At 44.0% G+C, this 25,139-nt stretch carries 26 protein-coding genes; 15 read left to right on the top strand and 11 right to left on the bottom strand.

Annotated elements, in window-relative coordinates; translation table 11 throughout:
• Positions 1 to 3 precede the first annotated feature (3 nt).
• The 7 genes from PHEP_RS20290 to PHEP_RS20260 are packed head-to-tail and all read left to right on the top strand — an operon-like array spanning position 4 to position 5,865.
• Positions 4 to 1,377, top strand: coding sequence for an NADH-quinone oxidoreductase subunit N (locus PHEP_RS20290; protein ID WP_015809868.1), 1,374 nt, complete (start codon positions 4 to 6; stop codon positions 1,375 to 1,377).
• 45 nt (positions 1,378 to 1,422) lie between these two features.
• On the top strand, positions 1,423 to 2,085 hold the full coding sequence (locus PHEP_RS20285; protein ID WP_015809867.1) for a DedA family protein: 663 nt from the start codon (positions 1,423 to 1,425) through the stop codon (positions 2,083 to 2,085).
• Between the two features lie 2 nt (positions 2,086 to 2,087).
• Positions 2,088 to 2,639 (top strand): inorganic diphosphatase, encoded by a 552-nt coding sequence (locus PHEP_RS20280; protein ID WP_015809866.1) that lies wholly within the window; start codon positions 2,088 to 2,090, stop codon positions 2,637 to 2,639.
• Positions 2,640 to 3,956 carry a hemolysin family protein gene (locus PHEP_RS20275; RefSeq protein ID WP_015809865.1) on the top strand — a complete coding sequence of 439 codons (1,317 nt, stop codon included), beginning with the start codon at positions 2,640 to 2,642 and terminating at the stop codon, positions 3,954 to 3,956. It abuts the gene before it with no gap.
• 10 nt (positions 3,957 to 3,966) lie between these two features.
• A complete protein-coding gene (locus PHEP_RS20270) occupies positions 3,967 to 4,671 on the top strand; it encodes a 16S rRNA (uracil(1498)-N(3))-methyltransferase (protein WP_015809864.1) in 705 nt (234 codons plus the stop codon).
• Complete coding sequence (locus tag PHEP_RS20265; protein WP_015809863.1) at positions 4,668 to 5,324, top strand: DUF4159 domain-containing protein; 657 nt, start codon at positions 4,668 to 4,670, stop codon at positions 5,322 to 5,324. Before PHEP_RS20270 ends, PHEP_RS20265 begins: the two co-directional genes overlap by 4 nt.
• Before the next feature lie 43 nt (positions 5,325 to 5,367).
• Complete coding sequence (locus PHEP_RS20260; RefSeq protein ID WP_015809862.1) at positions 5,368 to 5,865, top strand: biotin/lipoyl-containing protein; 498 nt, start codon at positions 5,368 to 5,370, stop codon at positions 5,863 to 5,865.
• 68 nt (positions 5,866 to 5,933) lie between these two features.
• Here PHEP_RS20260 and PHEP_RS20255 read toward each other — a convergent pair whose 3' ends face one another.
• Entirely contained in the window at positions 5,934 to 7,532 is a 1,599-nt protein-coding gene (locus PHEP_RS20255; protein ID WP_015809861.1) for an SUMF1/EgtB/PvdO family nonheme iron enzyme, read from the bottom strand.
• A 215-nt stretch (positions 7,533 to 7,747) separates the two neighbouring features.
• On the opposite strand from PHEP_RS20255, the gene porV reads away from it, so the two are divergent.
• Both porV and ispF read left to right on the top strand, forming a co-directional pair.
• Positions 7,748 to 8,926, top strand: a complete 1,179-nt coding sequence (gene porV / locus PHEP_RS20250) for a type IX secretion system outer membrane channel protein PorV (protein ID WP_015809860.1) — start codon at positions 7,748 to 7,750, stop codon at positions 8,924 to 8,926.
• 58 nt (positions 8,927 to 8,984) lie between these two features.
• A complete protein-coding gene (ispF, locus tag PHEP_RS20245) occupies positions 8,985 to 9,464 on the top strand; it encodes a 2-C-methyl-D-erythritol 2,4-cyclodiphosphate synthase (RefSeq protein WP_015809859.1) in 480 nt (159 codons plus the stop codon).
• 150 nt (positions 9,465 to 9,614) lie between these two features.
• Here ispF and PHEP_RS20240 read toward each other — a convergent pair whose 3' ends face one another.
• The 8 genes from PHEP_RS20240 to PHEP_RS20210 all read right to left on the bottom strand — a co-directional run bounded on the left by PHEP_RS20240 (position 9,615) and on the right by PHEP_RS20210 (position 16,089).
• Complete coding sequence (locus tag PHEP_RS20240) at positions 9,615 to 10,487, bottom strand: pirin family protein (RefSeq protein ID WP_015809858.1); 873 nt, start codon at positions 10,485 to 10,487, stop codon at positions 9,615 to 9,617.
• Positions 10,488 to 10,535: 48 nt separating this feature from the next.
• Complete coding sequence (locus PHEP_RS20235; protein WP_015809857.1) at positions 10,536 to 11,066, bottom strand: YceI family protein; 531 nt, start codon at positions 11,064 to 11,066, stop codon at positions 10,536 to 10,538.
• Between the two features lie 89 nt (positions 11,067 to 11,155).
• A complete protein-coding gene (locus PHEP_RS20230) occupies positions 11,156 to 11,746 on the bottom strand; it encodes a Crp/Fnr family transcriptional regulator (RefSeq protein WP_015809856.1) in 591 nt (196 codons plus the stop codon).
• A gap of 15 nt (positions 11,747 to 11,761) precedes the next feature.
• Positions 11,762 to 11,923 (bottom strand): FeoB-associated Cys-rich membrane protein, encoded by a 162-nt coding sequence (locus tag PHEP_RS21975; RefSeq protein ID WP_015809855.1) that lies wholly within the window; start codon positions 11,921 to 11,923, stop codon positions 11,762 to 11,764.
• 50 nt (positions 11,924 to 11,973) lie between these two features.
• Complete coding sequence (locus tag PHEP_RS20225; protein ID WP_015809854.1) at positions 11,974 to 13,161, bottom strand: hypothetical protein; 1,188 nt, start codon at positions 13,159 to 13,161, stop codon at positions 11,974 to 11,976.
• Position 13,162: 1 nt separating this feature from the next.
• Complete coding sequence (locus tag PHEP_RS20220) at positions 13,163 to 13,993, bottom strand: type 1 glutamine amidotransferase (protein WP_015809853.1); 831 nt, start codon at positions 13,991 to 13,993, stop codon at positions 13,163 to 13,165.
• A 3-nt stretch (positions 13,994 to 13,996) separates the two neighbouring features.
• Positions 13,997 to 15,100, bottom strand: coding sequence for a carboxylate-amine ligase (locus PHEP_RS20215; protein WP_015809852.1), 1,104 nt, complete (start codon positions 15,098 to 15,100; stop codon positions 13,997 to 13,999).
• Positions 15,097 to 16,089, bottom strand: coding sequence for an ATP-grasp domain-containing protein (locus PHEP_RS20210; RefSeq protein WP_015809851.1), 993 nt, complete (start codon positions 16,087 to 16,089; stop codon positions 15,097 to 15,099). Before PHEP_RS20210 ends, PHEP_RS20215 begins: the two co-directional genes overlap by 4 nt.
• A gap of 169 nt (positions 16,090 to 16,258) precedes the next feature.
• Between PHEP_RS20210 and PHEP_RS20205 the strand changes: the two genes are divergently transcribed.
• The 3 genes from PHEP_RS20205 (at position 16,259) to PHEP_RS20195 (ending at position 20,124) form a co-directional block, all read left to right on the top strand.
• Positions 16,259 to 17,074 carry an alpha/beta hydrolase gene (locus PHEP_RS20205; protein WP_244862629.1) on the top strand — a complete coding sequence of 272 codons (816 nt, stop codon included), beginning with the start codon at positions 16,259 to 16,261 and terminating at the stop codon, positions 17,072 to 17,074.
• A gap of 381 nt (positions 17,075 to 17,455) precedes the next feature.
• On the top strand, positions 17,456 to 19,255 hold the full coding sequence (typA, locus tag PHEP_RS20200) for a translational GTPase TypA (RefSeq protein ID WP_015809849.1): 1,800 nt from the start codon (positions 17,456 to 17,458) through the stop codon (positions 19,253 to 19,255).
• Between the two features lie 152 nt (positions 19,256 to 19,407).
• Positions 19,408 to 20,124 carry a 3-ketoacyl-ACP reductase gene (locus PHEP_RS20195; RefSeq protein ID WP_015809848.1) on the top strand — a complete coding sequence of 239 codons (717 nt, stop codon included), beginning with the start codon at positions 19,408 to 19,410 and terminating at the stop codon, positions 20,122 to 20,124.
• Between the two features lie 29 nt (positions 20,125 to 20,153).
• Here PHEP_RS20195 and PHEP_RS20190 read toward each other — a convergent pair whose 3' ends face one another.
• Together PHEP_RS20190 and PHEP_RS20185 are read right to left on the bottom strand one after the other, a co-directional pair.
• On the bottom strand, positions 20,154 to 20,912 hold the full coding sequence (locus PHEP_RS20190) for a glycosyltransferase family 2 protein (protein WP_015809847.1): 759 nt from the start codon (positions 20,910 to 20,912) through the stop codon (positions 20,154 to 20,156).
• Positions 20,909 to 22,177 carry a glycosyltransferase family 4 protein gene (locus PHEP_RS20185; protein ID WP_015809846.1) on the bottom strand — a complete coding sequence of 423 codons (1,269 nt, stop codon included), beginning with the start codon at positions 22,175 to 22,177 and terminating at the stop codon, positions 20,909 to 20,911. The genes PHEP_RS20190 and PHEP_RS20185 overlap by 4 nt, the downstream gene beginning before the upstream one ends.
• Positions 22,178 to 22,284: 107 nt before the next feature.
• On the opposite strand from PHEP_RS20185, the gene PHEP_RS20180 reads away from it, so the two are divergent.
• Genes PHEP_RS20180 through PHEP_RS20170 form a run of 3 tightly spaced genes read left to right on the top strand, consistent with a single transcriptional unit; the run spans position 22,285 to position 25,138 of the window.
• A complete protein-coding gene (locus PHEP_RS20180; RefSeq protein ID WP_036674976.1) occupies positions 22,285 to 22,806 on the top strand; it encodes a serine acetyltransferase in 522 nt (173 codons plus the stop codon).
• A gap of 28 nt (positions 22,807 to 22,834) precedes the next feature.
• On the top strand, positions 22,835 to 23,584 hold the full coding sequence (locus tag PHEP_RS20175; protein WP_015809844.1) for a class I SAM-dependent methyltransferase: 750 nt from the start codon (positions 22,835 to 22,837) through the stop codon (positions 23,582 to 23,584).
• A gap of 12 nt (positions 23,585 to 23,596) precedes the next feature.
• Positions 23,597 to 25,138, top strand: a complete 1,542-nt coding sequence (locus tag PHEP_RS20170) for a rhomboid family intramembrane serine protease (RefSeq protein WP_015809843.1) — start codon at positions 23,597 to 23,599, stop codon at positions 25,136 to 25,138.
• Position 25,139 lies beyond the last annotated feature (1 nt).

The raw sequence follows: 25,139 nt of genomic DNA, 5'->3' as shown, positions 1-25,139 counted from the left end.
GAAATGAATATCATTATAACAATAACTGTTACAGCTTTAGTGGTGCTTTACGCAGGTTTGTTTAAAGCTAAAAAAGCGTTATTACCCCTTACCTTACTTGGTTTGCTGGTTTCGCTGGCGTTTGTGGTTACAGCCTGGGACACCAATCAAACCTATTATGGGATGATGCAGATGGATAATTTCGCGCTGGCTTTTACCGGGCTGACCATAGCAGGTACTTTCCTTATATTTTTGCTTACCCAAAATTATTTTGCTGCAAACAGCGAAAACATAGCTGAATATTTTACGCTGATACTTTTTGCACTTGCAGGTATAGTGATCATGGTTTCCTACAAAAATATGTCGATGCTGTTTATCGGACTGGAAATCATGTCAGTCAGCCTGTACATCCTTGCAGGCATCCGGAAAAGCAATTTTGCCTCGAATGAAGCTTCTTTAAAGTATTTTCTGATGGGCGCTTTTTCAACCGGATTTTTGCTGTTCGGCATCACGCTGATCTATGGGGCTACAGGATCTTTTGACCTTGATACCATCAACCAGTATTTGGTTGGTAACTATAAAGCCATTTCCCCGATGTTTTATCCGGGAGTGATCCTGCTGATGATCGGCCTGTGTTTTAAAATTGGCGCTGCACCCTTTCACTTCTGGACACCCGATGTATATGAAGGGGCACCAACGCTGATCACAACGTTCATGTCTACCATTGTGAAAACAGCAGGCTTTGCTGCTTTTTTACGCTTGTTTGCAGGTACGCTGGCACCTCTGCACGATTTCTGGCTGCCACCACTAATGGGTATTGTTTGTCTTACCTTGCTGATCGGTAATGTAACGGCCTTATTTCAGAAAAACTTTAAAAGAATGCTGGCCTATTCCAGTATTTCACATGCAGGTTATCTGTTGTTCTCGCTGGTTACCTTAACTGCAAATTCTTCGGGTAATGTATTTGTTTATGCTACGGCCTATACTTTTGCAACCATTGTTGCCTTTGCTGTATTGATCCTGGTTAAACAAAAAACAGGCAATGATAATTTTGAAAGCTTTAATGGCCTGGCTAAGCGTAACCCCTTAACGGCATTGATGCTTACTGTTGCCATGTTGTCACTGGCCGGTATCCCGCTTACTGCCGGTTTTATTGGTAAGTACCTGATGTTTGTAAACGTTATGACGGAATACCAGGTGTACCTGGTGGCCTTTGCCATCTTAAATGCGCTGGTAGGATTCTATTATTATTTTAAAGTAATTGTGGCGATGTACTTCCGCGATGGACATGAAACCCAGCTGCAAACGCCCTTTCAATACCAGGTGGTACTCATTTTATCGGCACTGATCACGCTGTTTTTAGGGATATACCCATCCGTAATTTTAAATTTGATATAGTCACTTCTATAGATAATTATTAGTAGTTTTACGAATAATTGAAATATGCAAGATTTCTGGAATTCGTTACAGCACTTCATTGATCCCGAAAAATTACTTAGAGAAGGTGGTTTTTACGTTGTAATGTTTGTGATCTTTGCCGAGACAGGTTTGTTCTTCGGGTTTTTTCTTCCCGGAGATTATCTTTTGTTTCTTGCCGGGATGTTTGTCGCAACAGATAAATTAGATGTAAATATATACGTCCTGATCTTTGGGTTGTGTGTATCTGCTGTTTCAGGTAATTTTGTTGGCTATTGGTTTGGCCGAAAGACCGGGCCGGTGCTATACCACCGGAAAGAATCTTTCTTCTTTAAACGACGTTATTTAAAGGCTGCCGAGGAATATTACCACAAACAGGGGGCCTTTGCCCTGATCATGGGCAGATTTGTACCAATAGTAAGGACTTTTGCACCGATTTTTGCTGGTGTTGTAAAATTAGATTTTAAAAGATTTGCTTTATATAACATTTCAGGTGCATTAATTTGGATAGCATCCTTAACTTTGCTCGGTTATTTTCTGGGCAAAAGATTTGAAAAAGAAATTAGTGACTATTTATTATATATAATTATAGGTTTTATTGTTATTACAACTATTCCGCTCATCGTTACATTTGTGAGAAAGAAAGTAGTGAAGGATAACAATGACGAATTATCAAATACTGAACAATAAAAATGAGTAAAGACGACCATCACCCTTGGCACAGTGTTTCTCCGGGCGATAACCTGCCGGAGATTGTGAATGCCATTATTGAAATTCCTAAAGGATCAAAAGCGAAGTACGAAATTGATAAGGATTCCAATCTGATTAAACTAGACCGTGTGCTGTTTTCTTCAGTGATGTATCCTGCAAATTATGGATTTATCCCGCAAACTTATTGCGATGACAATGACCCATTGGACATCCTGGTACTGTGTTCTGTGGATGTTTACCCAATGACCATTATCGAAGCCAAGGTAATTGGCGTGATGCACATGGTAGACAACGGAGAACAGGATGACAAGATCATTGCTGTGGCCAAGAACGACATGTCGGTTAATTACATTAATGATCTTGCCGAACTGCCTCCGCATACGATGAAAGAAATCGTAAAGTTTTTTCAGGATTACAAGGCATTAGAAGAAAAGAAAGTAACAATTGAACATTTACTGGGTGTACGTTATGCCCATAAAGTGATACAGGAAAGTATAGAGCTGTACGACAAGAAGTTTAGAAACAGATCTTAAATGGAAGCATTTAAAATATTTTTTACCTTTTTTCTGGTTGCCCTTAATGGCTTTTTTGTTGCTGCAGAGTTTGCAATAGTAAAAGTTCGGGCATCCCAGATTGAGATAAAAGCTAAGTCTGGTAGCCGGGTTGCGAATATCGCAAAGCACATTACCCAGCATTTAGATGGTTATCTGGCCGCTACACAACTGGGGATCACTTTGGCCTCACTGGGTTTGGGTTGGGTTGGCGAGTCGGTCATGCATAGCATTGTACACGACCTGCTGATCAATTTCTCCCTTTCGGAGATCTATATCACCTCTATTTCTACCGGAATAGCCTTCCTGTTCATTACGGTTATGCACATTGTTTTTGGAGAACTGGCCCCTAAATCGGTCGCCATTCAAAGGCCTGTGGCCACTACCCTTTTTATCGCACTGCCGCTGCAAGGTTTTTATTTGATATTCAGGCCATTTATCTGGGTATTAAACGGATTTGCGAATGTAGTACTTAAATTATTTGGGATCTCCAATGTTGGCGGACATGATTCTGTTCACAGTACTGAAGAGCTTTATTATTTGCTGGACCAGGGTAAGGAAAGCGGTGCGCTTGACACCAATGAACATGAGCTGATTAAAAACGTTTTTGATTTTAATGAGCGCGTGGTAAAAAATATTATGGTTCCAAGAACCAAAATTATGGGCGTAGAGCTTTCTACCCCAAAAAGAGAAGTTGTAGAAAAGATCATTGCAGAAGGATATTCCCGTTTGCCGGTGTATGATGATATTATTGATAAGATCATCGGTATTGTGCATGCGAAGGATATCCTTCCTTTACTGGCCGACAATAAGGAATGGGTGCTGGCCGACATCATCAGGAAGCCTTATTTTGTACCCGAGACCAAGAAGATCAACGACCTGCTGAGCGAGCTTCAGCAAAAACGCATACAGATAGCCATTGTGATCGACGAGTTTGGTGGCACAGCCGGTATGGTTACCCTCGAGGATATTGTGGAAGAGATCGTTGGGGAGATCCAGGATGAGTACGATGAAGAAAAGCCGACTGTAGAGAAAATATCGGATACGGAGTTTATTATCAATGCTTACGCTACTGTATACGATGTAAACGAGCACCTGCCACACGACCTGCCGGAAGATGAAGATTTTGATACGGTAGGAGGGCTGGTCTCCCATGCTTTTGGCAAAATACCTGAAGTGGGCGACAGTGAAGAATGTTATGGCTATTTATTTACCATTTTAAAGAAAACGGAACAAAATATAGAGACCATAAAGCTGGAACTGGTGATCAATAAGAGTGATATGATCGATCTACACTAAAATCAATACCATGCATGTTTTTTATACGCCTGACATCGGTTCGGATGTGTATGTATTAAATGAGGAAGAGAGCAGGCATTGCACCAGGGTATTGCGTCTGGGTACTGGTGCCGTTGTTTATCTGATTGATGGCATTGGCGGCCTGTATAAGGCCGAAATTACCGGTGAAACTAAAAGACAGGTAAATCTAAGGATCATTGAGGTCCAAAAAGAATATCACAAACGCCGGCATTACCTTCACATTGCTGTCGCACCTACAAAAAATATAGACCGGCTGGAGTGGTTCCTGGAAAAGGCTACTGAAATCGGCATTGAAGAAATCACCCCGGTGATCTGCGACAGGTCGGAACGTAAGGTGGTTAAAGAAGACCGTTTAAATAAAGTGATCACTGCCGCAGTAAAGCAGTCGTTACAAGCCTATCACCCCCGCTTAAACCCTCAAATTAGCCTATCAGCTTTTCTGAAGCAAAAGAATGACAGCCTTAAAATGATAGCCCATTGTGTAGATGCGGCAGCCAGACAGTACATTAGTGATGTGGTAAAGCCTGCGGGCAGCTATACGATACTGATCGGACCGGAAGGTGATTTTACAGGCCAGGAAATTGAAATGGCTTTGCAAAGCGGTTATAAACCCTTAACTTTAGGTAATACCCGGTTGCGGACAGAGACAGCTGCCTTAGCGGCATGTTTTGAAGTGAATTATTTGAACAGATGAGGATCAGGCTATTTGGACTTTTATTATTGGTGGTACTGCAAAGCAGCTTTTGGGTGCCCACCTATAAAATGGCCAAGCTGAAATACAACGGGGGTGGCGACTGGTATGCCAACCGTACTGCACTGCCTAACCTGATCGATTTCTGCAATAAAAACCTGAGCACAAATTTTGCTCCGCAGGAAGCCATCGTAGAAGTAGGCAGTACCGAATTGTTTAATTATCCTTTTGTATACCTGACAGGGCATGGTAATGTGGTATTCAGCACCGCTGAAGCCGGTAACCTGCGCAGGTATTTGATTGGTGGCGGTTTTTTGCATATTGACGACAACTATGGCCTCGACAAGTTTATCCGTACAGAGATGAAAAAGGTTTTTCCTGAACTGTCTTTCACTGAACTACCACCCAATCATAGCCTCTACAATCAGAAATTTAAATTCCCGAACGGCCTTCCAAAAATTCATGAACATGATGGCAAGCCGGCAAAAGGTTACGCATTGATCTGGCAGGGCAGGGTAGTTTGTTTTTACACCTATGAGTGCGATCTGGGCAATGGCTGGGAAGACTTTGGCACCTACCCTGATGACACACAAGAGAAACGCATGAGCGCGCTTAAAATGGGCGCTAACCTGATTCAATATGCCTTAACACAATAATTTAAACAGGCTGCAGTTATTGTGCAGCAGATAGAACCAGCTTATGAAAGTTAAAGTAAATGATCATTACGATTTTGATATCGAGCTTGCTCCTAAAGAGTTTAAAGCCAATGGCCAGGTCATAGCGCTTGATCCTGCAAAAATATCCGAGAACTATGTGCATGTCATTTATCAGAACAGGTCGTACAATATAGAACTGGTTTCAGCAGATAGGGCAGAAAAGAGCAGCGTGATTAAGGTAAACGGTGCATTATACCATATTGCTATACAGGACGAGTATGCCCCCTTGCTTAAGCAGCTCGGTTTAGATACGGCTATGGCTGGTAAAGTACAGGATGTTAAAGCCCCCATGCCCGGCCTGGTGCTGAATGTAATGGTTGAAGAAGGCCAGGAAGTAAATAAAGGGGATAACCTGCTGGTACTGGAAGCCATGAAGATGGAAAATATCATTAAATCGCCGGCCGGTGGTACAGTGAAGAAGGTACTGACCAGTAAAGGGGTTAAAGTGGAAAAGAACGAAGTCCTGATCCGGTTTTCGTAGCTATAGATTTAGACACATAAAAAAAGGGAAAACTGTTGTTTTCCCTTTTTTATGTGAATATTTTTAAGTTATTTTCCTTTGAATGGCTTTGCCTGTTTTGGCTTGAACTGAGGTTTTCCTGAAGACCTGATTTCCGGTGCGCCAAGCATGGTCATTGCGCAGCGGAAGCCTATATCTGCTGTAGCCTCATCTTGCTGCAGGTACCTTCTGCTGGCAGGGTTTAGCCATAGTGCCTGATCGTTCCATGAACCACCTTTATACACCCTCGATTTATCGTTAACCAGTGTAGTTTCTCCATACAGCTCGCTCTGAGGGTCTCTGTAGCCCCTTTGATCGGCATAAGTGTTCTTTAGCGAATCTGTCGGTTTTGCCGCTGCAGCCTGTTTTTCAGCCCAGGTCTGTTTCTTTGCATAAAGTGCATCTGTCATGACCGGTTTGTTGTATTTGTCGATCGCTATTTTTCCGGTTGCAGGATCGGCAATCTTTTTATCCTGGTAATAGTTACCCCTGTACGGGTTAAAGGCATCTGCTGCCTCGAAAGTATTGGAACGGTATACATCAGCAACCCATTCACTTACGTTTCCAGCCATATTGTAAAGGCCAAAGTCATTTGGGGTGTATGACCTGACATTCACCGTGATGCTCCCTTTATCGTTCAGTGAGCCGCCAACACCCATATAATCACCTTTGGTCCTTTTAAAGTTGGCCAGGATCAAACCCCGGGTACTTTTCTTGGCCGAGCTTAGGCCCAGACCACTCCAGGGATAAATTTTATTGCTGTTGATGTTCTCATATTGTGTATTGCCAATCAGGCCCAATGCGGCATATTCCCATTCGGCTTCAGTGGGCAGGCGGTAAGGCTGTTTTAAAATACCATCCTCCAGCCTTACATTTCTTTTAGGCGCGTTCCGGCCACCAGCGGCGGCAGTACCTGTGCCTGCTGCTGCATTGGACGGGTTCAGGTCTTTCATGGCATTTTTGCCTTTATCGTCGTACTGTCCGCTCAGGTAAGTATCCGTATTAAATGGCCCTGTAGGTCTTGGCGTGGCAGCGGCTGTAGCATTGCCCTTTGCAGCACCTCCATTTAGTTCTTTAAAAGTAGTCATGTAACCACGCTGGCGCAGTAAATATTCGTTCACCCTGTCGGTCCGCCATTCGCAATATCTGCCGGCCTGTTCCCATGAAACACCTACTACAGGATAGTCCTGATAGGCGGGGTGCCTTAAATAATTGTCTACATAAGGTTCGTTATACGAAAGCGGCCTGCGCCAAACCAGTGTATCGGGCATTTCATTGTAATAGTATTCGTAATCTTTAGGAAAATTGGTACGGATCCAGTTCAGGTATTCCAGCCAGTTGGTATTGGAAACTTCGGTCTCATCCATGTAAAACGAAGAAACCGTGGTTTCCCGTTTGTGGTTATAAGAACTCAGCTCCTGTCCGGGTACATTAATGGCACTGCCACTCATCACAAAAACACCGCCTTCAATTTCTACAAGTCCCGGGCCTGGTCCACGTCTGTACTTTTTGTTTACTACAAAACCACCGTATTCCTGTTTATTGTAGTCCATGCCTGTTTTGTCCGACTTCTCTGATTTTGTTTTACAGGAAACCAGTGCAGTTACAGCCACAAAGGATAGGAGTAAGTATAAGTATATTTTCTTCATATGGGAATGATATATTGCGTTCTTTTTCTACTAAGAGTTAAAATTACACAAAAAATGGTTTATGCAACAAGAACATCACAAATAATTTAAAATAAGGTAGCATATTGTATCGTTAATGAACTCCACAATAGCGATAATTGGATCGGCAATACTTTGAAATTAAGAAACACTATGTTAACTTGCGGAGAATAATTGTTTAAATTATAGCACAGCGGATGAATTTGAAATGCCTTGTTAAAACTGCTTTAATCTCCTTCTTATTTGCAGTTTGCAATGAGGGATTTGCGCAGGTTGTGGAGCCTGGTACGCAGCCCAATGGCAGCGAAATCAATAACATCATCACTGCTGTTCCTTTTTTGCTCATCACACCAGATGCCCGTGCCGGAAGCATGGGCGATGCAGGCGTAGCGGTACAGCCTGATGCAAATGCCAGTGGCATCAACCCTTCCAAACTTGCTTTTTTAGATAAAAAATACGGCTTCTCTGTTTCGTACAGTCCCTGGTTAAAAAGCCTGGTCCCAGACATCAGTCTGACTTACCTGGCTGGTTTCTATAAGCCAGATGAACGGACCACTATTGGCAGCTCCCTGCGCTATTTTAATCTCGGCGAGATCCAGCTGACGGATATCAACCAGAACAATCTGGGTGTATATACACCTAATGAACTGGCTTTTGATGTGACTTATGCCAGGCGCATGGGCGAATCTTTTTCATTGGGTACTTCCTTAAGGTATATTTATTCGAACCTTAGTTCGGGGCAGTTTTCGGCCGGTCAGCAAACGCATGCTGCCTCTGGTATAGCAGTCGATGTATCCGCTTACTTTAAAAAACCTACTGTATTTTTAGGAACAGATGCCATCCTTTCGGCCGGTCTTAACCTTTCAAATATTGGCACCAAGGTCAGTTATTCCGATAGCGGCCCCAAGTCTTTTTTGCCTGCAAACATGAAAATAGGCGGGGCCTCCACTTTTCTGATCGATGATTATAACCAGTTTACTTTTGCCCTGGATTTTAACAAGCTGATGGTACCTACACAGCCGGTTTATGATGCCAACGGGAAGATCATTTCGGGTAAAGACCCCGACCGCTCCGTCCCTGCCGGTATCTTTGGTTCATTTGCTGATGCGCCGGGCGGTTTTAGTGAAGAGCTGAAAGAAATAAACATTGCTGCCGGAATGGAATACTGGTATAACCAGCAGTTTGCTTTAAGGGCCGGATATTTTTATGAAAACCCGAAAAAAGGCAACAGACGTTACGCAACTCTTGGCGCTGGGTTAAAATATAATGTGTTTAATATGGATATTGCCTATCTGCTTGCCAATGCAGATAAGAACCCATTGGCCAATACCCTAAGGTTTACCTTACTGTTTAACTTTGGCAGCACTCAAAATTAAACAGGCGGTGCAAGGCAATCGTAATGCAAAATAATAACAATAGAATAATAACAGGATCATGAAGATTAAAGTAGGTTTCGGGTTTGATGTACACCAGTTGAAAGAAAATCATCCGTTCATCATAGGAGGGGTCAACCTGGAACATCATAGCGGGGCTTATGGACATTCGGATGCCGATGTGCTTCTGCATGCTATATGCGATGCTTTACTGGGGGCAGCCAATTTAAGGGATATCGGTTTTCATTTTAAAAATACAGATCCCCGCTGGAAAGGGATCAGCAGCCTGATCCTGTTACAGGAAACGGTAAAATTGTTACATGAAAAAGGTTATGGGATTGGCAATATAGACGCGATGCTGTGTATTGAAGCGCCTAAAATCAATCCGCACATTCCTGCTATGCAACAAAATATTGCTGAAGCCGCGGGTATATCTGTAGAAGATATTTCCATCAAAGCGACTACCAATGAGCAAATGGGCTTTATTGGCCGGGAAGAGGGGGTTGTGGCGTATGCAGTGTGTTTGATTGAAAAAAGATAATTTTGTTCGCTTGGCAGGATGCTAAGTATGCGTCTTGCCTATGCATTCAGTTAAAAGGAAAATTACCTTCTCAGAAAAGGCATAGGAATAATTTGCGCTTCTTCAGCGCAACTTTTTCCAGCCTTCGAAGAGAACGGCAATTTTCCCCTATTATTCTAAATACCCAAACTTCCCCTGATTATAATCACTGATTGCCTGCTGGATTTCCTCGGCAGTATTCATCAGAAAAGGACCATACTGGGCAATAGGTTCATTGATGGGCTCACCACTCAATATCAGGACCACACTGTTTTCCAAAGCCTCAACTTCTATACTTGTCCCCTCATTTTTAAAATGTACAAACTGATCGGCATGGGCTGTTTCTGCGTTGTTAACCTTAATACTGCCTTCAATAACCACAAAACCGGTATTATAGCTGGCCGGGAAATCAAATTTGGCCTTGCCGTCCTTATTCAGTCTGGCATTAAATACATGCATTGGCGAAAATGTACTGGCAGAGCCTTTCACTCCTTTATATTCACCCGCGATAACTTCAATTTCCCCTGCTGCTGCAGGCAATTGATATTTGGCAATATCCTGGTGTTGAATACCCTGATATTTGGGCTTGCTCATTTTATCCTTTGCAGGCAGGTTAACCCACAACTGCACCATCTGAAAATCGCCCCCCTTTTTACTGTACGCTGCCTCATGATACTCTTTGTGCAGTATTCCTCCCGCAGCACTCATCCATTGCACATCGCCCGGATAAATCACACCGCTGTTGCCCGCACTGTCGTGATGGGCCACGGCGCCATGATAAGCTATGGTAACCGTTTCAAAGCCCCTGTGTGGATGCACACCAACCCCTCTGGGTTCATTTCTGGCCGAAAATGCGATTTTAGCATTGTAATCGAGCAGAAAAAACGGGCTCATTTTTAGCTTGTAACCACTGGGAAAAAAGTTGTGTACCCTGAACCCATCACCAACCATGTGAGGTGCTGGTGCATTTAAAACACCGGCTACCCCTTTACTATTTGCTTCCATCTTTGTCTCCTTTCTGTTTTACGAAGGATGCTGTATTGTCTTTTATGATCAGGCTTGTTTTACAAACTGCAGTTCGCCTAAAATTTTAACTTCTTCACTTACCATTACCCCACCGGTTTCTAATGCCGCATTCCAGTTTAAACCGAAATCTGTTCTGTTGATTTTTCCACTGATGGTAAATCCAGCTTTGGTATTGCCCCATGGATCGGTGGCGATACCACCAAATTCAACAGCCAGTTTTACAGGTTTTGTTACATCTTTAATCGTTAAATCGCCTTTTAAAGTGTAATCACCCCCATCTTTAGTGAAAGAAGTTGATACAAAGGATACTTTGGGAAATTCATCTGCATTAAAGAAATCTCCACTTTTCAGGTGGTTGTCGCGGTCATTATTTCCCGTATCTATAGAAGCCGTATCTGCCTCAAATTTTACCTGTGCATTTTCAAAATCGTCAGATTCTGAAGTTAATGATGCAGTCAGTACATTCAGGCTACCGGTTACGGTAGTGATCATCAGGTGTTTTACTTTAAACTGCAGTTCACTGTGTGTAGGATCTAATGTCCAGGTTGTAGTTGCCATAATATTGTTGTTTTTAGTTTTTCTTTTAATTAACAACACAAAATTACGGTGATATGTTTAGCTGGACATTGATGTATGATAAGAAAATGTTAAGCTTTGAAATGTTTATGTGCCAGGTCTTTACGTACCCTGCTCAGCGACTCCGGAGTGATGCCCAGATAAGAGGCAATCATCCATTGTGGTACCCTTAGGGTGAGGTTAGGATAGAGTTTTATAAAATTCAGGTAACGTTCTTCGGCTGTAGCACTCAACAGCATATTGATCCGTTTCTGCATAAACCTGATCGAATTGTTCAGTATGGTATGGTTCAGATCGTGCATACAGGGAACAATTTTTGCTGCTTCGTTGATATAATCTTTAGGGATCACCACTGCCTGGGTATGTTCAATGGCATCAATAAAAAAGTCGGAAGCCTCATTAAACAACATGCCATTGCGGTCAGACAGCCACCATTGTTCGGGTGCAAACTGGATGATGTGTGTTTTGCCCTTGCTGTCTATAGAATAGCTGCGCAACAGGCCACTCATCACAAAATATCCATGAGTAGAAACCTCACCCTTCATCAGGATCATTTCATTGCGCTCAAAATTCTTTATTTTAAGTTTGCCGGAAATGAGCGTAAACTGCTCGTCTGTAAGGGCTACCTTGTTTTGTAAATAGGTTTTAAATTGCTCCAGCATAGCTTATAGATGATTCTATTTCTTATTGGGTTCTATATTGGAGAAATCTACACCGCACTTTCCACAATTGGAAGCACAACCTCCGCTTTTGGAGCTAACCGCACGATAAATGATGCGGCCTACATAAAACAGGGCGGCAGCAAAAAGTAAGGCGACTAAAATGGTCTGAATATCCATAACACAAAAATAATAAGACCCGCCATAAAGGGGGTCTGTTAAATGTAAATTTACTGGTCCATAAGGCCAATGCTGCCACCAACCCAGTCAAAATCTTGATTATACCTTACACCGATCATTTTGCCGCGGCTTAGCCTGGCCAGCGTAATGCAGAGCTGCGGTTCTTCGCCGTCGGCCCATAAATACATCAACCTGATTTCGACCTTTACACCTGCATCCGGTGCCTGCAGCACTGATGCATAAACCACCTTTCGCTGCAATATCCAGTTCTCCGGGTCTTTAATGGCCTTAATGTCCTCCTCCCTAACCTCAATCATAACCCCCATGCCGGCAAAAGAAAACAAAGGTTTCAGTACGTAATTTTCCAGATCTGCCGGGATACTGCCCAGCTGGCTCAAGAACCAGGTTTCGGGCACAAAGTCGCTTTTCAGGAAAGGCAGGGTATATTTGCTGATCCTGTAAAACCAGTTCGGATGAGTGATCCATTCAATATCCAGGACCTCCCGGGGGTCAAAACTCTTGTTAAACAATTCCGTCTGGCCGGCAATTTCATCAAAAATAAGCCGGTTGTATATTCTTTTCAATTGGATGTCCTGGCCGTTTTCGCTGTAGTACAGGTTCCGGTCCTTTTTAAAGATATCGGTCAGGCTCAATATTTTTATACCCAGTAGTTTCTCTGTAATTAAAAAGTCGATCAGTGTTTTTTGCTCCGGGGCAGCTATATCCATCAGGGCCACTTCATGCGGCTGGTGGGGCCCAAGTATCACTTTTTTCAGCAACGCAACATAGGTAGCCTCATTTAAACCTTCAAAGTAAGGGCTCAAATTGTCGGGCAGGTCAAATGCTTTTTTGTACGTCCTGCCCAGCAGGGGCTGGAAACCATACAAAGAAGGGAAGCCCTGCATTTCAATCAGTTTGGGTACCAGGTTGCCCAGTTCATCTTTGCAAATGCCAAAGTCGAAGGTCAGAAAATGGGGATGATCGTTCTCGCCGGGTATGTGCCATTCTGCGGGAATGGCTGCTGCAGTAAGCGATTTAAAATCCGGATGTTTGATCAGTGCAATGATTTCTTCGCCTGCAGCAATTAGTTTATCCTTTAAATCTTTAGGGATAAATACCGGTGTTTCGGCAATCCTGAATGGAATTTCTGTAAAACCTTTTTGCAGCGAGCAGATCAGTTCCTCATATTTTTTGGCCGAAAAGGCGGCGTTAAAAGCTTTCCTGTACCTTTCAATCATGTCAGGCCTCCTGTAAAGCGTTAATTGCCCGGTTTAAAAAATTAGGTAATACCATGCGTTGGGTCAGCTGGATCCGTGCCGGATCTTCCAGGCTGTTCAGCATGTCCAGGTATTTTTCTTTACCATGACTGGCAATGATGGCCATTTTTTTATCTTCCTGCAGCAGGTACAACTTCATGCCAAAGGGGTCGGCCTCCGGATGAAACTGGGTACCTATAATCTCATTCGTAAAGCGGATGGCCATGACACATCGGTCCAGGTCGACATGCGGGCGTTCTTTTTCCAGTGCCAGTACTTTTGCTTCGGAAATGGCGAAGGGCGCATCATCGGGGTTGGTTACCTGCCAGTCCCGGCTGTCTACCGTATAAAAAGGATTCGGTAAACCATTAAATATCACATCATCTTCACCCGCTTCCGTTAAGAACACCGGAAAGATGCCAAAGGCTGTTGAGCGCCTGCTGGTCACCTGGCCGACACCAAATTTCCGGCAGGCCATCTGAAAAGAATGGCAGATTAAAAAAACATGTTTCTTGCTAAGTTCCTGTTGCGCATTAAAAGCTTCAATGTTATCCAGCAGTGCAAAGAAGTCGTTTTCCCATTGCCGGCCTTCTCCGTCGTACGGACTGCCCGGGCCTCCGCTGGAGATATAAATGTCATAATCCATGCCTGGTATCTCCCCTTTTTGCCTTAAATCGAACACCTCGAAGTGCAAATCCACGCCGATCTCCTCCCTGTAGCGTGTCAGGATCTCTTGTATCCCGCGCATACCCTGGTTGCTAAAACCGTTATTAATGTCAATAACGGCCACATTAACCTTATTTCTATCCCCCATTCGCTATTTAGCCCCAATTAAAGTTTGCGTGGTAATGTAATCTACCACTGCCTCAAAGTTACCAAATTGTTCGTAAACAGCCAATTGCCTGTCGGCACCAGTTCCGTTGGCCAGTATCTGGCTTACATAATTGATCTCCCTGCGGCAACCCAGGTCGTCCACTACATCGTCCACAAAATCCAGTAGCTCCAGTACCAGGTTGCGACAGTTTACCTCCATTTCTTTCCCAAAATCAATCAGGTTACCATCAATTCCATAACGTGCGGCCCGCCATTTATTCTCATTGATCAGTGCCCTGGAATAGCTGATGAACTTCATGTTTTGCAGGCGCAGCTTGTACAGTTTTGCGCACAAGGACTGAAACAAGGCAACAAAGGCCATGGTTTCATCGATCAGCATGGGGCAATCACAGATCCTGAATTCTATGGTTTCAAAAAAAGGATGCACCCTGATGTCCCACCAGATTTTTTTGGCATTGTCAATGCTGTTGGTCTTGATCAGCAGCTTTACATAATTGTCATAATCTTCAATGCTGTTAAAAATATCGGGAATGCCTGTTCGCGGAAATTTGTCAAAAACCTTGGTGCGGAACGATTTGTACCCTGTATTTCTCCCTTCCCAGAAGGGGGAATTGGTTGAAAGGGCAAAAACATGCGGTAAAAAATAGCGCACCTGGTTAGCAATGTGTATGGCCAGCTCGCGCGACTGGAAGCCCACATGTACATGCAGTCCAAAAATCAGGTTAGAGCGCGCGGCCTCCTGCAGCTCGTTCACAATGTCGCTGTAACGGGGATGTTCGGTAATCAGCTGTTTTTCCCAATGGGAAAAAGGATGTGTACCGGCAGCACCAATCCTAAGTCCCAGCTCGCCGGCCAGTTGCGAAACCGTATAGCGCAGCTGCGAAATTTCCGCCCTTGCCTGGTCGGTATTCCTGCAAATTCCGGTACCCACTTCTACCACCGCCTGGTGCATCTCGGCCTTTACCTGGTCTTTATGTATCTTTTGTGCCGCTTCAACTATCTTCTGGTCGTGCGAGGTCAGTTCCCTGGTCACAGGGTCTGTTACCATATATTCTTCCTCTATACCGAGGGTAAAATCGTTCATCATAACTGGCCTTTCTTGTTTTTAACTGTAGTTTTCTCCATCAGGGGCAATCCTGCAGCAGCAGTTTTAAGGTATTCTCCCCAGCTCAGGTTGTCCTGCCCTTCAACCTGTATTTTGGCCCGTTCTATGGCATACCTGGCACTGGTTTCCACTACCCATTCAAAATTCTCCTGTCCTATGCTGGCCAGGTCTGCATCCGGTGCGGGATTGCAAAAATCTATAGCATAAGGAATGCCATCACGCACAGCAAATTCTACCGTATTGAAATCATAGCCCAGGTATCGGTTTAATTTCAATACATAGCCCTCAATGGTCTGCAAAAGCTTTTTATCTGCAGCGGGGCCATTTGCTACATAACGGAGGTGAAAGGGATTGCGGGGTTCATAAGGCATAATGCGTACATACTTGCCGCCAATACAGTAACACCTGAAATAAATGTCAAAAATGATCTCTTCCTGCAGCATCATTACCGTTTGCCGGCTGCGGCTGTGCTTGTCAAAAAAGTCTTCCTTGTCGTTCAGTTTATACACATCTTTCCAGCCTCCACCGTCAAAAGGCTTCATGTAGGCAGGAAAACCGGTGTACTCAAAAATCGAATCCCAATCCAGGGGATAAACAAGGTTACTGAACGAAGCATCTGAAGTATCGTCAGGCCGATCATAAGAAGGGATGAGTGCAGTTTTAGGTACCGGTACGCCCAGTTTTTCTGCGAGCGCATTGTTAAAGAACTTTTCATCTGCACTCCACCAGAAAGGATTATTGATCACCGCAGTTCCGGTAATGGCTGCATTTTTCATCGCAGCACGATAAAAAGGCACATCCTGGGAAATGCGGTCTATAATTACGGCGTATGCCAAAGGTTTTGCCTGAAGTATCTTGTCTATACTTACAAATTCTGCCTGGAATTCCTTTCCTCCAATCTGGTTAACACGCTTTATAAACGCCTCTGGAAAAGATCTTTCTTTCCCAAATAAAATTCCAATTTTCTTCATCCTCTTGTTTTAGTTTTTCAGTAGTGTTTTAACATTCAGGTGTTTTATACCCCTTCCCCACAGCTTATCAATTAGCTGCTTTAAGTTAGATAAACAATTTGTTAAACGAGAATATTACCTTTGCATTTTATTTGTGAGAAAGGGGAATCGCCGAATTATGTATACTGCCATGTTGCTTCCGAAGCTTGTTAAAACTGAACACCTGTTAAAATCTGTTTACCTGGAAAGGGATGTAGCGCTGGAGTTCTTTATACCGGAAGGTCTGATGGGAAACGAGCCGCTGAACCTTTTGCTGCTGAATGACGGGCAGGAAACAGTGGGCCTGGGTTTACAGCAAATGCTGAACAGTCTGTACCAGGGTTTTAAAATTGAACCTTTGGTTGTGGTGGCCATAAAAGCTGGTGCCGACCGCCTTCAGGAATATGGTGTAGCCGGGCAGCCTGATTTTTTGGACAGGGGTAGCAAAGCTGCTGCCTATACCGATTTTATCATCAAAGAGCTGTTCCCCTTTGTGCATGGAGAAGTTGCCCTGCCTATAAATGGCAAAAGAGCTTTTGCAGGCTTTTCACTTGGAGGCCTTAGCGCTTTTGACCTTGTCTGGAACAACGACCGTTATTTTGATGCGGTGGGTGTATTTTCCGGATCTTTCTGGTGGCGTAAAAAAGACCTGAAAGACGGTTATACCGATGATGACCGCATTTTGCACCAAAGTATAGCTGCAACAGCAGCAAAACCTGAGCTCAAATTCTGGTTAATGACCGGTACAGAAGATGAGCTGGCCGACCGGAACAGGAATTTTATTATTGATTCCATCGATGATACTGTTGATGTAATTAAAGCATTGTTAAAAAAGGGCTACCAGCGGCCCCATGACATCACTTATTATGAAATGGTGGGTGGCAAACATGATGTGCATACCTGGGGGAGGGCCATGCCGGCATTTTTATGCTGGGCCTTTGGCCGGAAAATTACCAAATTAAACTAGTTTCCGAGCGGGAACGATTGTAAGCTGTTATTTCTTTTAAGTTAAGGTGGCTGCATACTGAAGGATGCGCTTTAGATGTCCTTGCAATGCGTCCGTATAGTTACCGCAATAAACCCGGGGTGAGTCCGGCTTTTTTCAGTAAAAAGTCGGACTCACCCCGGACTCATGCCGGACTCACCTCGGAGTCATTCAAAAGAAAGGCCGACGCTGGAATCAAGGTTGTACGGGCGTAGCTGAAAGAACGGGGCTTGCTTATAAGTTAAAGTCCTGAATATACGGTAAAGATGAATGATCTGCATAAAACTTAACACTTGGCGAGAGCTAATTGCTTGATATGTCGATAATAAACCCTATCTTTGCGCCAAAAATCAGACGCATTTTATGCAAAAAATTAGAAATATAGCAATCATAGCCCACGTTGACCACGGTAAAACTACACTGGTTGATAAGATCTTACACGCCTGTTCAATCTTCCGTGATAACGAACAATCAGGAGATTTAATACTTGACAATAATGATTTGGAGCGTGAACGTGGGATCACGATTGTTTCCAAAAACGTTTCAGTACAGTACAAAGATGTAAAAATCAACATCATTGATACCCCTGGTCACGCCGATTTTGGTGGTGAGGTGGAGCGCGTATTGAAAATGGCTGACGGTGTATTGTTATTGTGTGATGCATTTGAAGGCGCAATGCCTCAAACGCGTTTCGTAACACAAAAAGCATTGGCATTGGGCTTAAAGCCAATTGTAGTGGTAAATAAGGTAGATAAAGAGAACTGCCGTCCGGAAGAAGTATATGAGCAGATCTTTGAATTGTTCTTTAACCTTGAAGCTACGGAAGACCAGTTGGATTTTCCTGTAATTTACGGTTCATCTAAACAAGGATGGATGAGTACGGACTGGAAAGTACCTACTACTGATATTTTCGCCCTGTTAGATGCTGTGGTAGCTAATATTCCTGCTGCACCCACTAACGATGGTACTTTACAAATGCAGATCACTTCATTAGATTACTCATCTTTTGTAGGCCGTATTGCTATTGGCCGTGTACACCGCGGAGTAATTAAAGAAAACCAACCGGTTACTTTGATCAAACGGGATGGTAAAATTGTAAAATCAAGGGTAAAAGAATTATATACTTTCGAAGGTTTAGGTAAAATCCGTGCTACTGAAGTAAAATCAGGTGATATCTGTGCTGTTGTGGGTATCGATGGTTTCGATATCGGTGATACCATTGCTGATTTCGAAGCTCCGGAGCAATTGCCGGTAATCAAAATTGATGAGCCTACGATGAACATGTTGTTCACGATCAACAACTCACCATTTTTTGGTAAAGAAGGTAAATTTGTAACTTCTCAGCGTTTGAAGGAGCGTTTGTATAAAGAGATCGAAAAAAACCTTGCACTTAAAGTGGTAGAAACAGAATCTCCGGATGCTTATCTGGTATACGGAAGGGGTATTCTCCATTTATCCGTATTGATCGAGACCATGCGCCGTGAAGGGTATGAAATTCAGGTAGGCCAGCCACAGGTAATCATTAAAGAGATTGATGGTAAAAAATGTGAGCCTATTGAGACTTTGATTGTTGACGTACCGGGTGAAGTTGCTGGTAAAGTAATTGAGCTGGTAACGCAACGTAAAGGTGAGTTGCTGATCATGGAGCCAAAAGGTGATTTACAACACCTGGAATTTGATATTCCTGCACGTGGCATCATCGGATTAAGAAACAATGTATTGACTGCTACTGGCGGCGAGGCCATAATGGCACACCGTTTTAAAGCTTATGAGCCCTGGAAAGGTACAATCCCGGGAAGGTTAAATGGGGTATTGGTTTCTATGGAAAAAGGAAGTACTACTGCTTATTCTATTGATAAACTGCAGGACCGCGGACGTTTCTTTGTTGATCCGGGAGTAGATATTTATGAAGGACAAATCTTAGGAGAGCACATTCGTGATAATGATCTGGTGATTAATATTGTGAAAGGTAAAGCTTTGACCAATATGCGTGCTTCCGGTACAGACGACAGTCAGCGTATTGCTCCGGCCATTAAGTTCTCATTGGAAGAGGCTATGGAATACATCCAGGCTGATGAGTACATTGAGGTAACCCCCTTAAGCATGCGTTTACGTAAGATTCACTTAACTGAAGCTGCACGTAAAGTCAATAAAATCGTATAATTTTTAGAATTATCTATATTTAAAAGCCCCTGAACTGATCTTCAGGGGCTTTTTCTATTTATAAGTCATAAAGGCCCTTGCGTAGGAAACAGCCTTTTGTTTTTGTTATTTTTGTGTTTTTAATAAAGGGAACCCATTTAATACAAGATACTATGGAATCATTACAAGGAAAGAACGCCATTATAACCGGTGCCGGAAAAGGAATTGGCAGGGCATTGGCCATTGCTTTGGCACAAGAAGGTGTAAATATAGGCCTTGCGGCCAGAACGGCATCCGATTTAGACCGTGTAGCGGCTGAATTAAAACCCTACGGTGTTAAAACTGCAATTGTTACCATGGATGTGGCAGACATTAACGCGGTAAATGCGGCGGTCCTGGCATTGAAATCTGAACTGGGAGTGGTTGACATCCTCATCAATAATGCCGGAATTGGTGCTTTTGGTTCTTTTATGGAGCTTGAGCCCGAAAAATGGGAGCAGATCATCCGTGTAAATTTACTGGGAGCGTATTATGTAACCCGTGCGGTATTACCGGAAATGATAGAAAGAAAGACGGGTGACATCATCAATATCTCTTCTACTGCAGGTAAAAATGGTGCCGCTGTGACCAGTGCTTACAGTGCCTCTAAATTTGGTTTGATTGGTATGTCTGAATCGCTGATGCAGGAAGTGCGGAAACACAACATCAGGGTAAGTACTTTATTGCCAAGTACGGTGGCTACAGATATGGCTAAGGATTTAAAACTTACTGATGGCAATCCCGATCGGGTTATGCAACCGGAAGATTTCGCTGAATTGGTTGTGGCACAATTGAAATTGAACCGGAGGGTATTTGTAAAAGAAGCGGGTCTTTGGTCTACTAATCCTTAAGCTGGTACAGGGGGCTGGAATAGAAAAATTTAATCGTTGGTTTTTCCGTGCCTGAAATAGTATTGCACCAGGTTAAAGCTGATAAAGATGTGATTGATCAGGTTAGGCACCAGTCCGTAATATTTGGTAAATATCCGGAACCTTTCCTTCAGGCTGGCCAGGTGTTTTTTCTTGGACATGCCGCCAACCAGGTATTTGGCCACATACATATGGGTGTTTACGATGCTTGATGCTTTTTTTGCGGCTTTGATGATCCAGTCGATATCAGCACTGTATTTATACCTGAGGTCGAATGGAGCAGCCAGGCTCCGTTTTACATAAATGGCCTGGTGACTGATGCTCATGCCATAGCGGAAGCTTTTCCAGTTGAAATTTTCGGGGCTGCAGTGTCTGCGCTGGCCCAGGCTTTCCCATTTTTCGTTGTACATTTCTGTTTCACCATAATAGATATCTGCAGAGCTGGCCGTATCAAAAACCTCCGCAACGGTATCGGAGGCATAGAGTTCGTCGCCGGAGTTCATGAACAGCACGTAATTACCGGTAGCCAGGGCCAGGCCTTTGTTCATGGCATCATAAATACCTTTATCGGGTTCTGAAATGAACTGTGCAAGCCGGGATTTATATTTATAGATGATGTCTTTGGTCCCATCCGTAGATCCGCCATCGATCAGCAGGTATTCGATATTGGGATAGGTCTGGTTCAGGACAGAAAGCATGGTACGCTCAATATCTTTTACATTATTGTATACTACTGTAATTACGGATAAGGTGGGTTTGGCTGCTGTCATTTGCTAAGTAGGGATTGGTAGAGGTCTGTATATTGTCTGGCGATGTGTTGATTGGTAAAATTTTGGAGCACTTTGTTCCGGGCCTGTATAGCGATTTCTTCTGCCCGGGGGGTAAAGAGCATTTCATGGATGCCTGTGGCCAGATCTGTGGCCGACCTGAAACTGGCCAGGTAGCCATTTAACTGGTGGTCTATCATTTCCGGCAGGCCACCTGTATCAAAAGCCACTACGGGGGTACCGCAGGCCATAGATTCCATAACGGTATTGGGCAGGTTGTCTTCAACAGAAGGCATTACAAATACATCGGCCAGGCTGTACAGTTCGGCCAGGTCCTGTGCTGCGCTAATGGTATTCAGCTCATGAACAGGAAAGGGGAGCTGGCTGACATCAAAGTGTTTGTTTTTCCCGAAAATCAGTACCTCAACCGGAAGGGGCAATTCGTAATGTTGCTTTAAATGCTGCAGTGCCTGTACCAGATAGCCAATCCCTTTACGGCGGTCGCCTATATTGGCTGCACCAAATAAAATGATCCTGCTGTTGTTGCTGATGTTCCATTTGGTACGGGCAGCCATCCTGGCTTTAGGGGCATATACCTCTATATCGATGGGGTTGGCAATGGCCCGGACAGGAAAATCCTTTACTAATGAACTTTGACGGGCCACCTTGCCCAGCCAGTTGCTGCAGCTTACAAAAGTGAGGTTTGGGCTGCTGGCATACATGGCCTGCTTGTGCAGCCAGCCGGTATGGGAAATGTCGTTCCCGGCAGGGTCTCTTAAAAAGTAACAATCGCCGCATTCCCCTGTAAAATGGTCGCAGGTGCCCGCATAATGGCAGCCCCCTGTAAATGCCCACATATCGTGGAGGGTCCACACTACCGGTTTGCCCAGTTTCATCAGTTCTGTTAAATCTCGGATAGAAAGAAAGCCGGAGTTGGTCCAGTGCAGGTGTAAAATGTCGGCCTCTTTAACCAGCTGATGACCGGCAATGCTGGTTCCGGCATTGGCCGTTGAAAAGGCGAAGCGTACAGATTTGTCCTTTTCATAAAAAAGGATAAAGGGCAGGCGTTCATATAAAAAATTAAAACGGGCCTTTAACCGCTGCCATAAGTTATTTTGAACGGCCTGAACGCGGGCCTCGCTGGTCTTTTTATCGCCGGCCAGGAAGTTTACCTCGATGTTTTCTGATGCCAGCGCTTTTAACAGGCGCATACTGGCTACGGGAGCACCCCCGCCTGCATCGGATGTATTGATCAAGGTTATCTTCATGAATAAAATAAGTATTAGCGCGACAAGTAACAAAAATACTAAATTAATGACCATAAAGGATTACCGGAAAATATATTCTAATGAAAAATACTTTACTTTTACATAAGATGAATTTATTTAGTTACTTATTCCAGGATTGGGCGGCAAATCCTAAGAACATTAAAGGGCGCTTTGTGCTGTTTCTGTTCCGGCTGGTACAGGTGATCAGCAGGTATACCCTGTTGAAGATCATTTTCATTTTATACCTGGCCTTTTATCATTATTATGTAGAATGGGTGCTGGGAATTGAACTGCCCAGGAAACTGACAGTTGGAAAAGGCCTGATGTTATACCATGGACAGGCATTGGTGGTAAACCAGGGGGTAGTGATGGGCGAAGGCTGTACGCTGCGGAACTCGGTAACGATAGGGCATAAAAAGCTGGCCGACGGGACTTTCAGCGGGTGTCCGAGGATAGGGAACCATGTAGACATTGGTGCGAACGTGTGCATTATAGGGGATGTTGAAATTGGCGACCATGTAACGATTGGTGCCGGGGCTGTAGTTACAAAGAGTGTTCCTGCCCATAGCACAGTGGTGGGCAACCCGGCGCGGATTCTGGAAAAGAAAAACGGGGAAGCACAGATTTAACAGATTTTTCTTTTCTTTGGAACCAGATATGGAAAACCTTTTAACAGACAGAGCATTTTGGGTAAATTATTGGGAGCAGAAACCAGACCTGTCGGTTAACATCCCTGCGAATTACATGTTCCATGAGCAGCTTGCTTCGATCATTAAGCGTGAAAAGGTGAAAACGGCAATTGAGCTGGGTGGCTTTCCGGGCTATTATGCCGTTTTTTTAAAGAAATACTTTAACCTGGATGTAACACTGCTGGATTATTTTGTACACCAGCCCATTACCAGTAAGCTGCTGCAAAAGAACGGGCTGGAAGAAAAAGATATCCGTATTTTAGAAACAGACCTGTTTAAGTATACACCTGAACAGCAGTACGACCTGGTGCTTTCTTTTGGTTTGATAGAACATTTTAACGATACGGCGGACATCATTGAGCGGCACATTAATTTTGTAAGGCCCGGAGGTACCCTGTTCATTACCCTGCCTAATTTCAGGGCATTGAACGGCTGGTTTCAGAAACGGTTTGACCCCGATAATTACGATAAACACAATATAGATTGTATGGACCCCCGGTTGCTGGCCAGGATTTGTGAAGAGGCGGGGCTTGAAGTGCTGCAATCCCGTTATTTTGGGAATTTTAGTTTATGGCTGCACGATGAGGAGCAAAAACCTTTAGCGTTGCGCCTTTTAAAGCGGACTTTATGGCTGGCTGGAAAAATATTGACCAAGGTATTTCCTTTCAATTCCAGACAGCTTTCACCATATATTATTTTAGAAGCAAAAAAAACTTAACATCTCGAGCTTATGGCATTTCAGTGGGGCTATTCTCCAAAAATTGAAAAATACATCCCATTGGGTAATTTTCCGGCCGACAGGTACCTGGTTATTGCACAACAGGCGATAGAGAACCTGGGCTGGAAACTAAGCCATTTGTCGGAATCGGGGATTATTGCCTATACAGGTCTTTCGGCACAATCGTACAGTGAAGAGATTTCTATCCGTATCATTGCTAATTTTGCTGTTTTTAAAAGCGAATGTATCGGCATTCAGCTGCTGTTTACCGATTATGGAAAGAACCAGGAGAACCTTGACCGGTTTTTTCATGAATTTGAATATGTGGAGTACCACCTGGCCGCGGTTTGGGAGGACAGGCTGAAGGATTTTCATGATCATATTGCTAAGCAGGACGACAGCTATTTTAACCGGGCACCTTTAAAAGCAAAAGATAAGATTAAAAATATATTTTACCTGTTCATTCCGCAGAAGGGTTATCTGGTTACCCCCATTATTGTAACCCTGAACATTTTGCTGTGGCTGGGCAGGCTGGCCATAGTGCTGCTGCTGTCGAACCTTTTTAAGGCGCAGCTGGGGGGGCAGGGTTTACTTACGCCAGAACTTTTATTGAAGATACAGTCTTATTTCGGGATAAACAGCAGGGACCTGACCCTGAGTGGGCAATGGTGGCGATTGCTGAGCAGTCAGTTTTACCATTTCTCGCTGCTGCACCTGTTTTTCAATATGTATGCGCTGATCTATATCGGGCTGATGACAGAGAACAAGCTGGGCTGGGCAAAAACACTGATAGTTTATATTTTAAGTGGAACATGTGGGGCTTTGCTAAGTGTTTACGGGCATAAGATCGGATTTATGGGTGGGGCTTCGGGGGCCATTATGGGCATGTTTGGTGCTTTTCTGGCGCTGCTGCTGAGCAATGCTTTTGAAAAGACCGCTGCCAGGGCCTTACTGATCAGTACGGTAATTGTGGTAGCATACATGCTACTGAATGGCCTGCTGAGTGAGACTGCCGACAATTCGGCGCATCTGGGCGGATTGGTTTCAGGCTTCCTTATTGGTTATCTTCTATATAATGAACGTTTGCTGGGCCAGCCTGTGCCGCTGTTGTACAGGGCTTCGGCTTCGGGTTTTATGGTGCTGGCCTTTGCTGCACTCATTTATCAGTTTTCGCCCCGATACCAGGTAGAGGAATATGCAAAACTAAGGGATGCCTTTAATTTAAATGACGAAAGGTTTAACCAGATCTATTACATCAGCAGTGATTTGCCTTTGGAAGAAAAACTGAGGAGGGTGAAGCTGAACGGGATAGATGTTTGGGCCGAGAACCTGAAGATCACCAGGGAAATGGACAAGCTGATCGTATTGGAAATGGATGGGATAGACCGGGATTACCGTAAGGTAATTGCGGAAAAAGCCTATGCGGTGTCGATGCTGATGTATAAAGACTATGAGTCGGGTACACGGGAAAACAGGGCAGTTATCCAGGAAAAGATCAATGAGGTGATGCGGCTGAAGGCGAAACTGAGAGAACGCCTGACGGAGCCTGAATAAG

Origin of the sequence: Pedobacter heparinus DSM 2366 (genome assembly GCF_000023825.1) — a bacterium.
GTDB classification, from domain to species: domain Bacteria; phylum Bacteroidota; class Bacteroidia; order Sphingobacteriales; family Sphingobacteriaceae; genus Pedobacter; species Pedobacter heparinus.
This window is presented reverse-complemented; position numbering and strand designations above follow the sequence as displayed.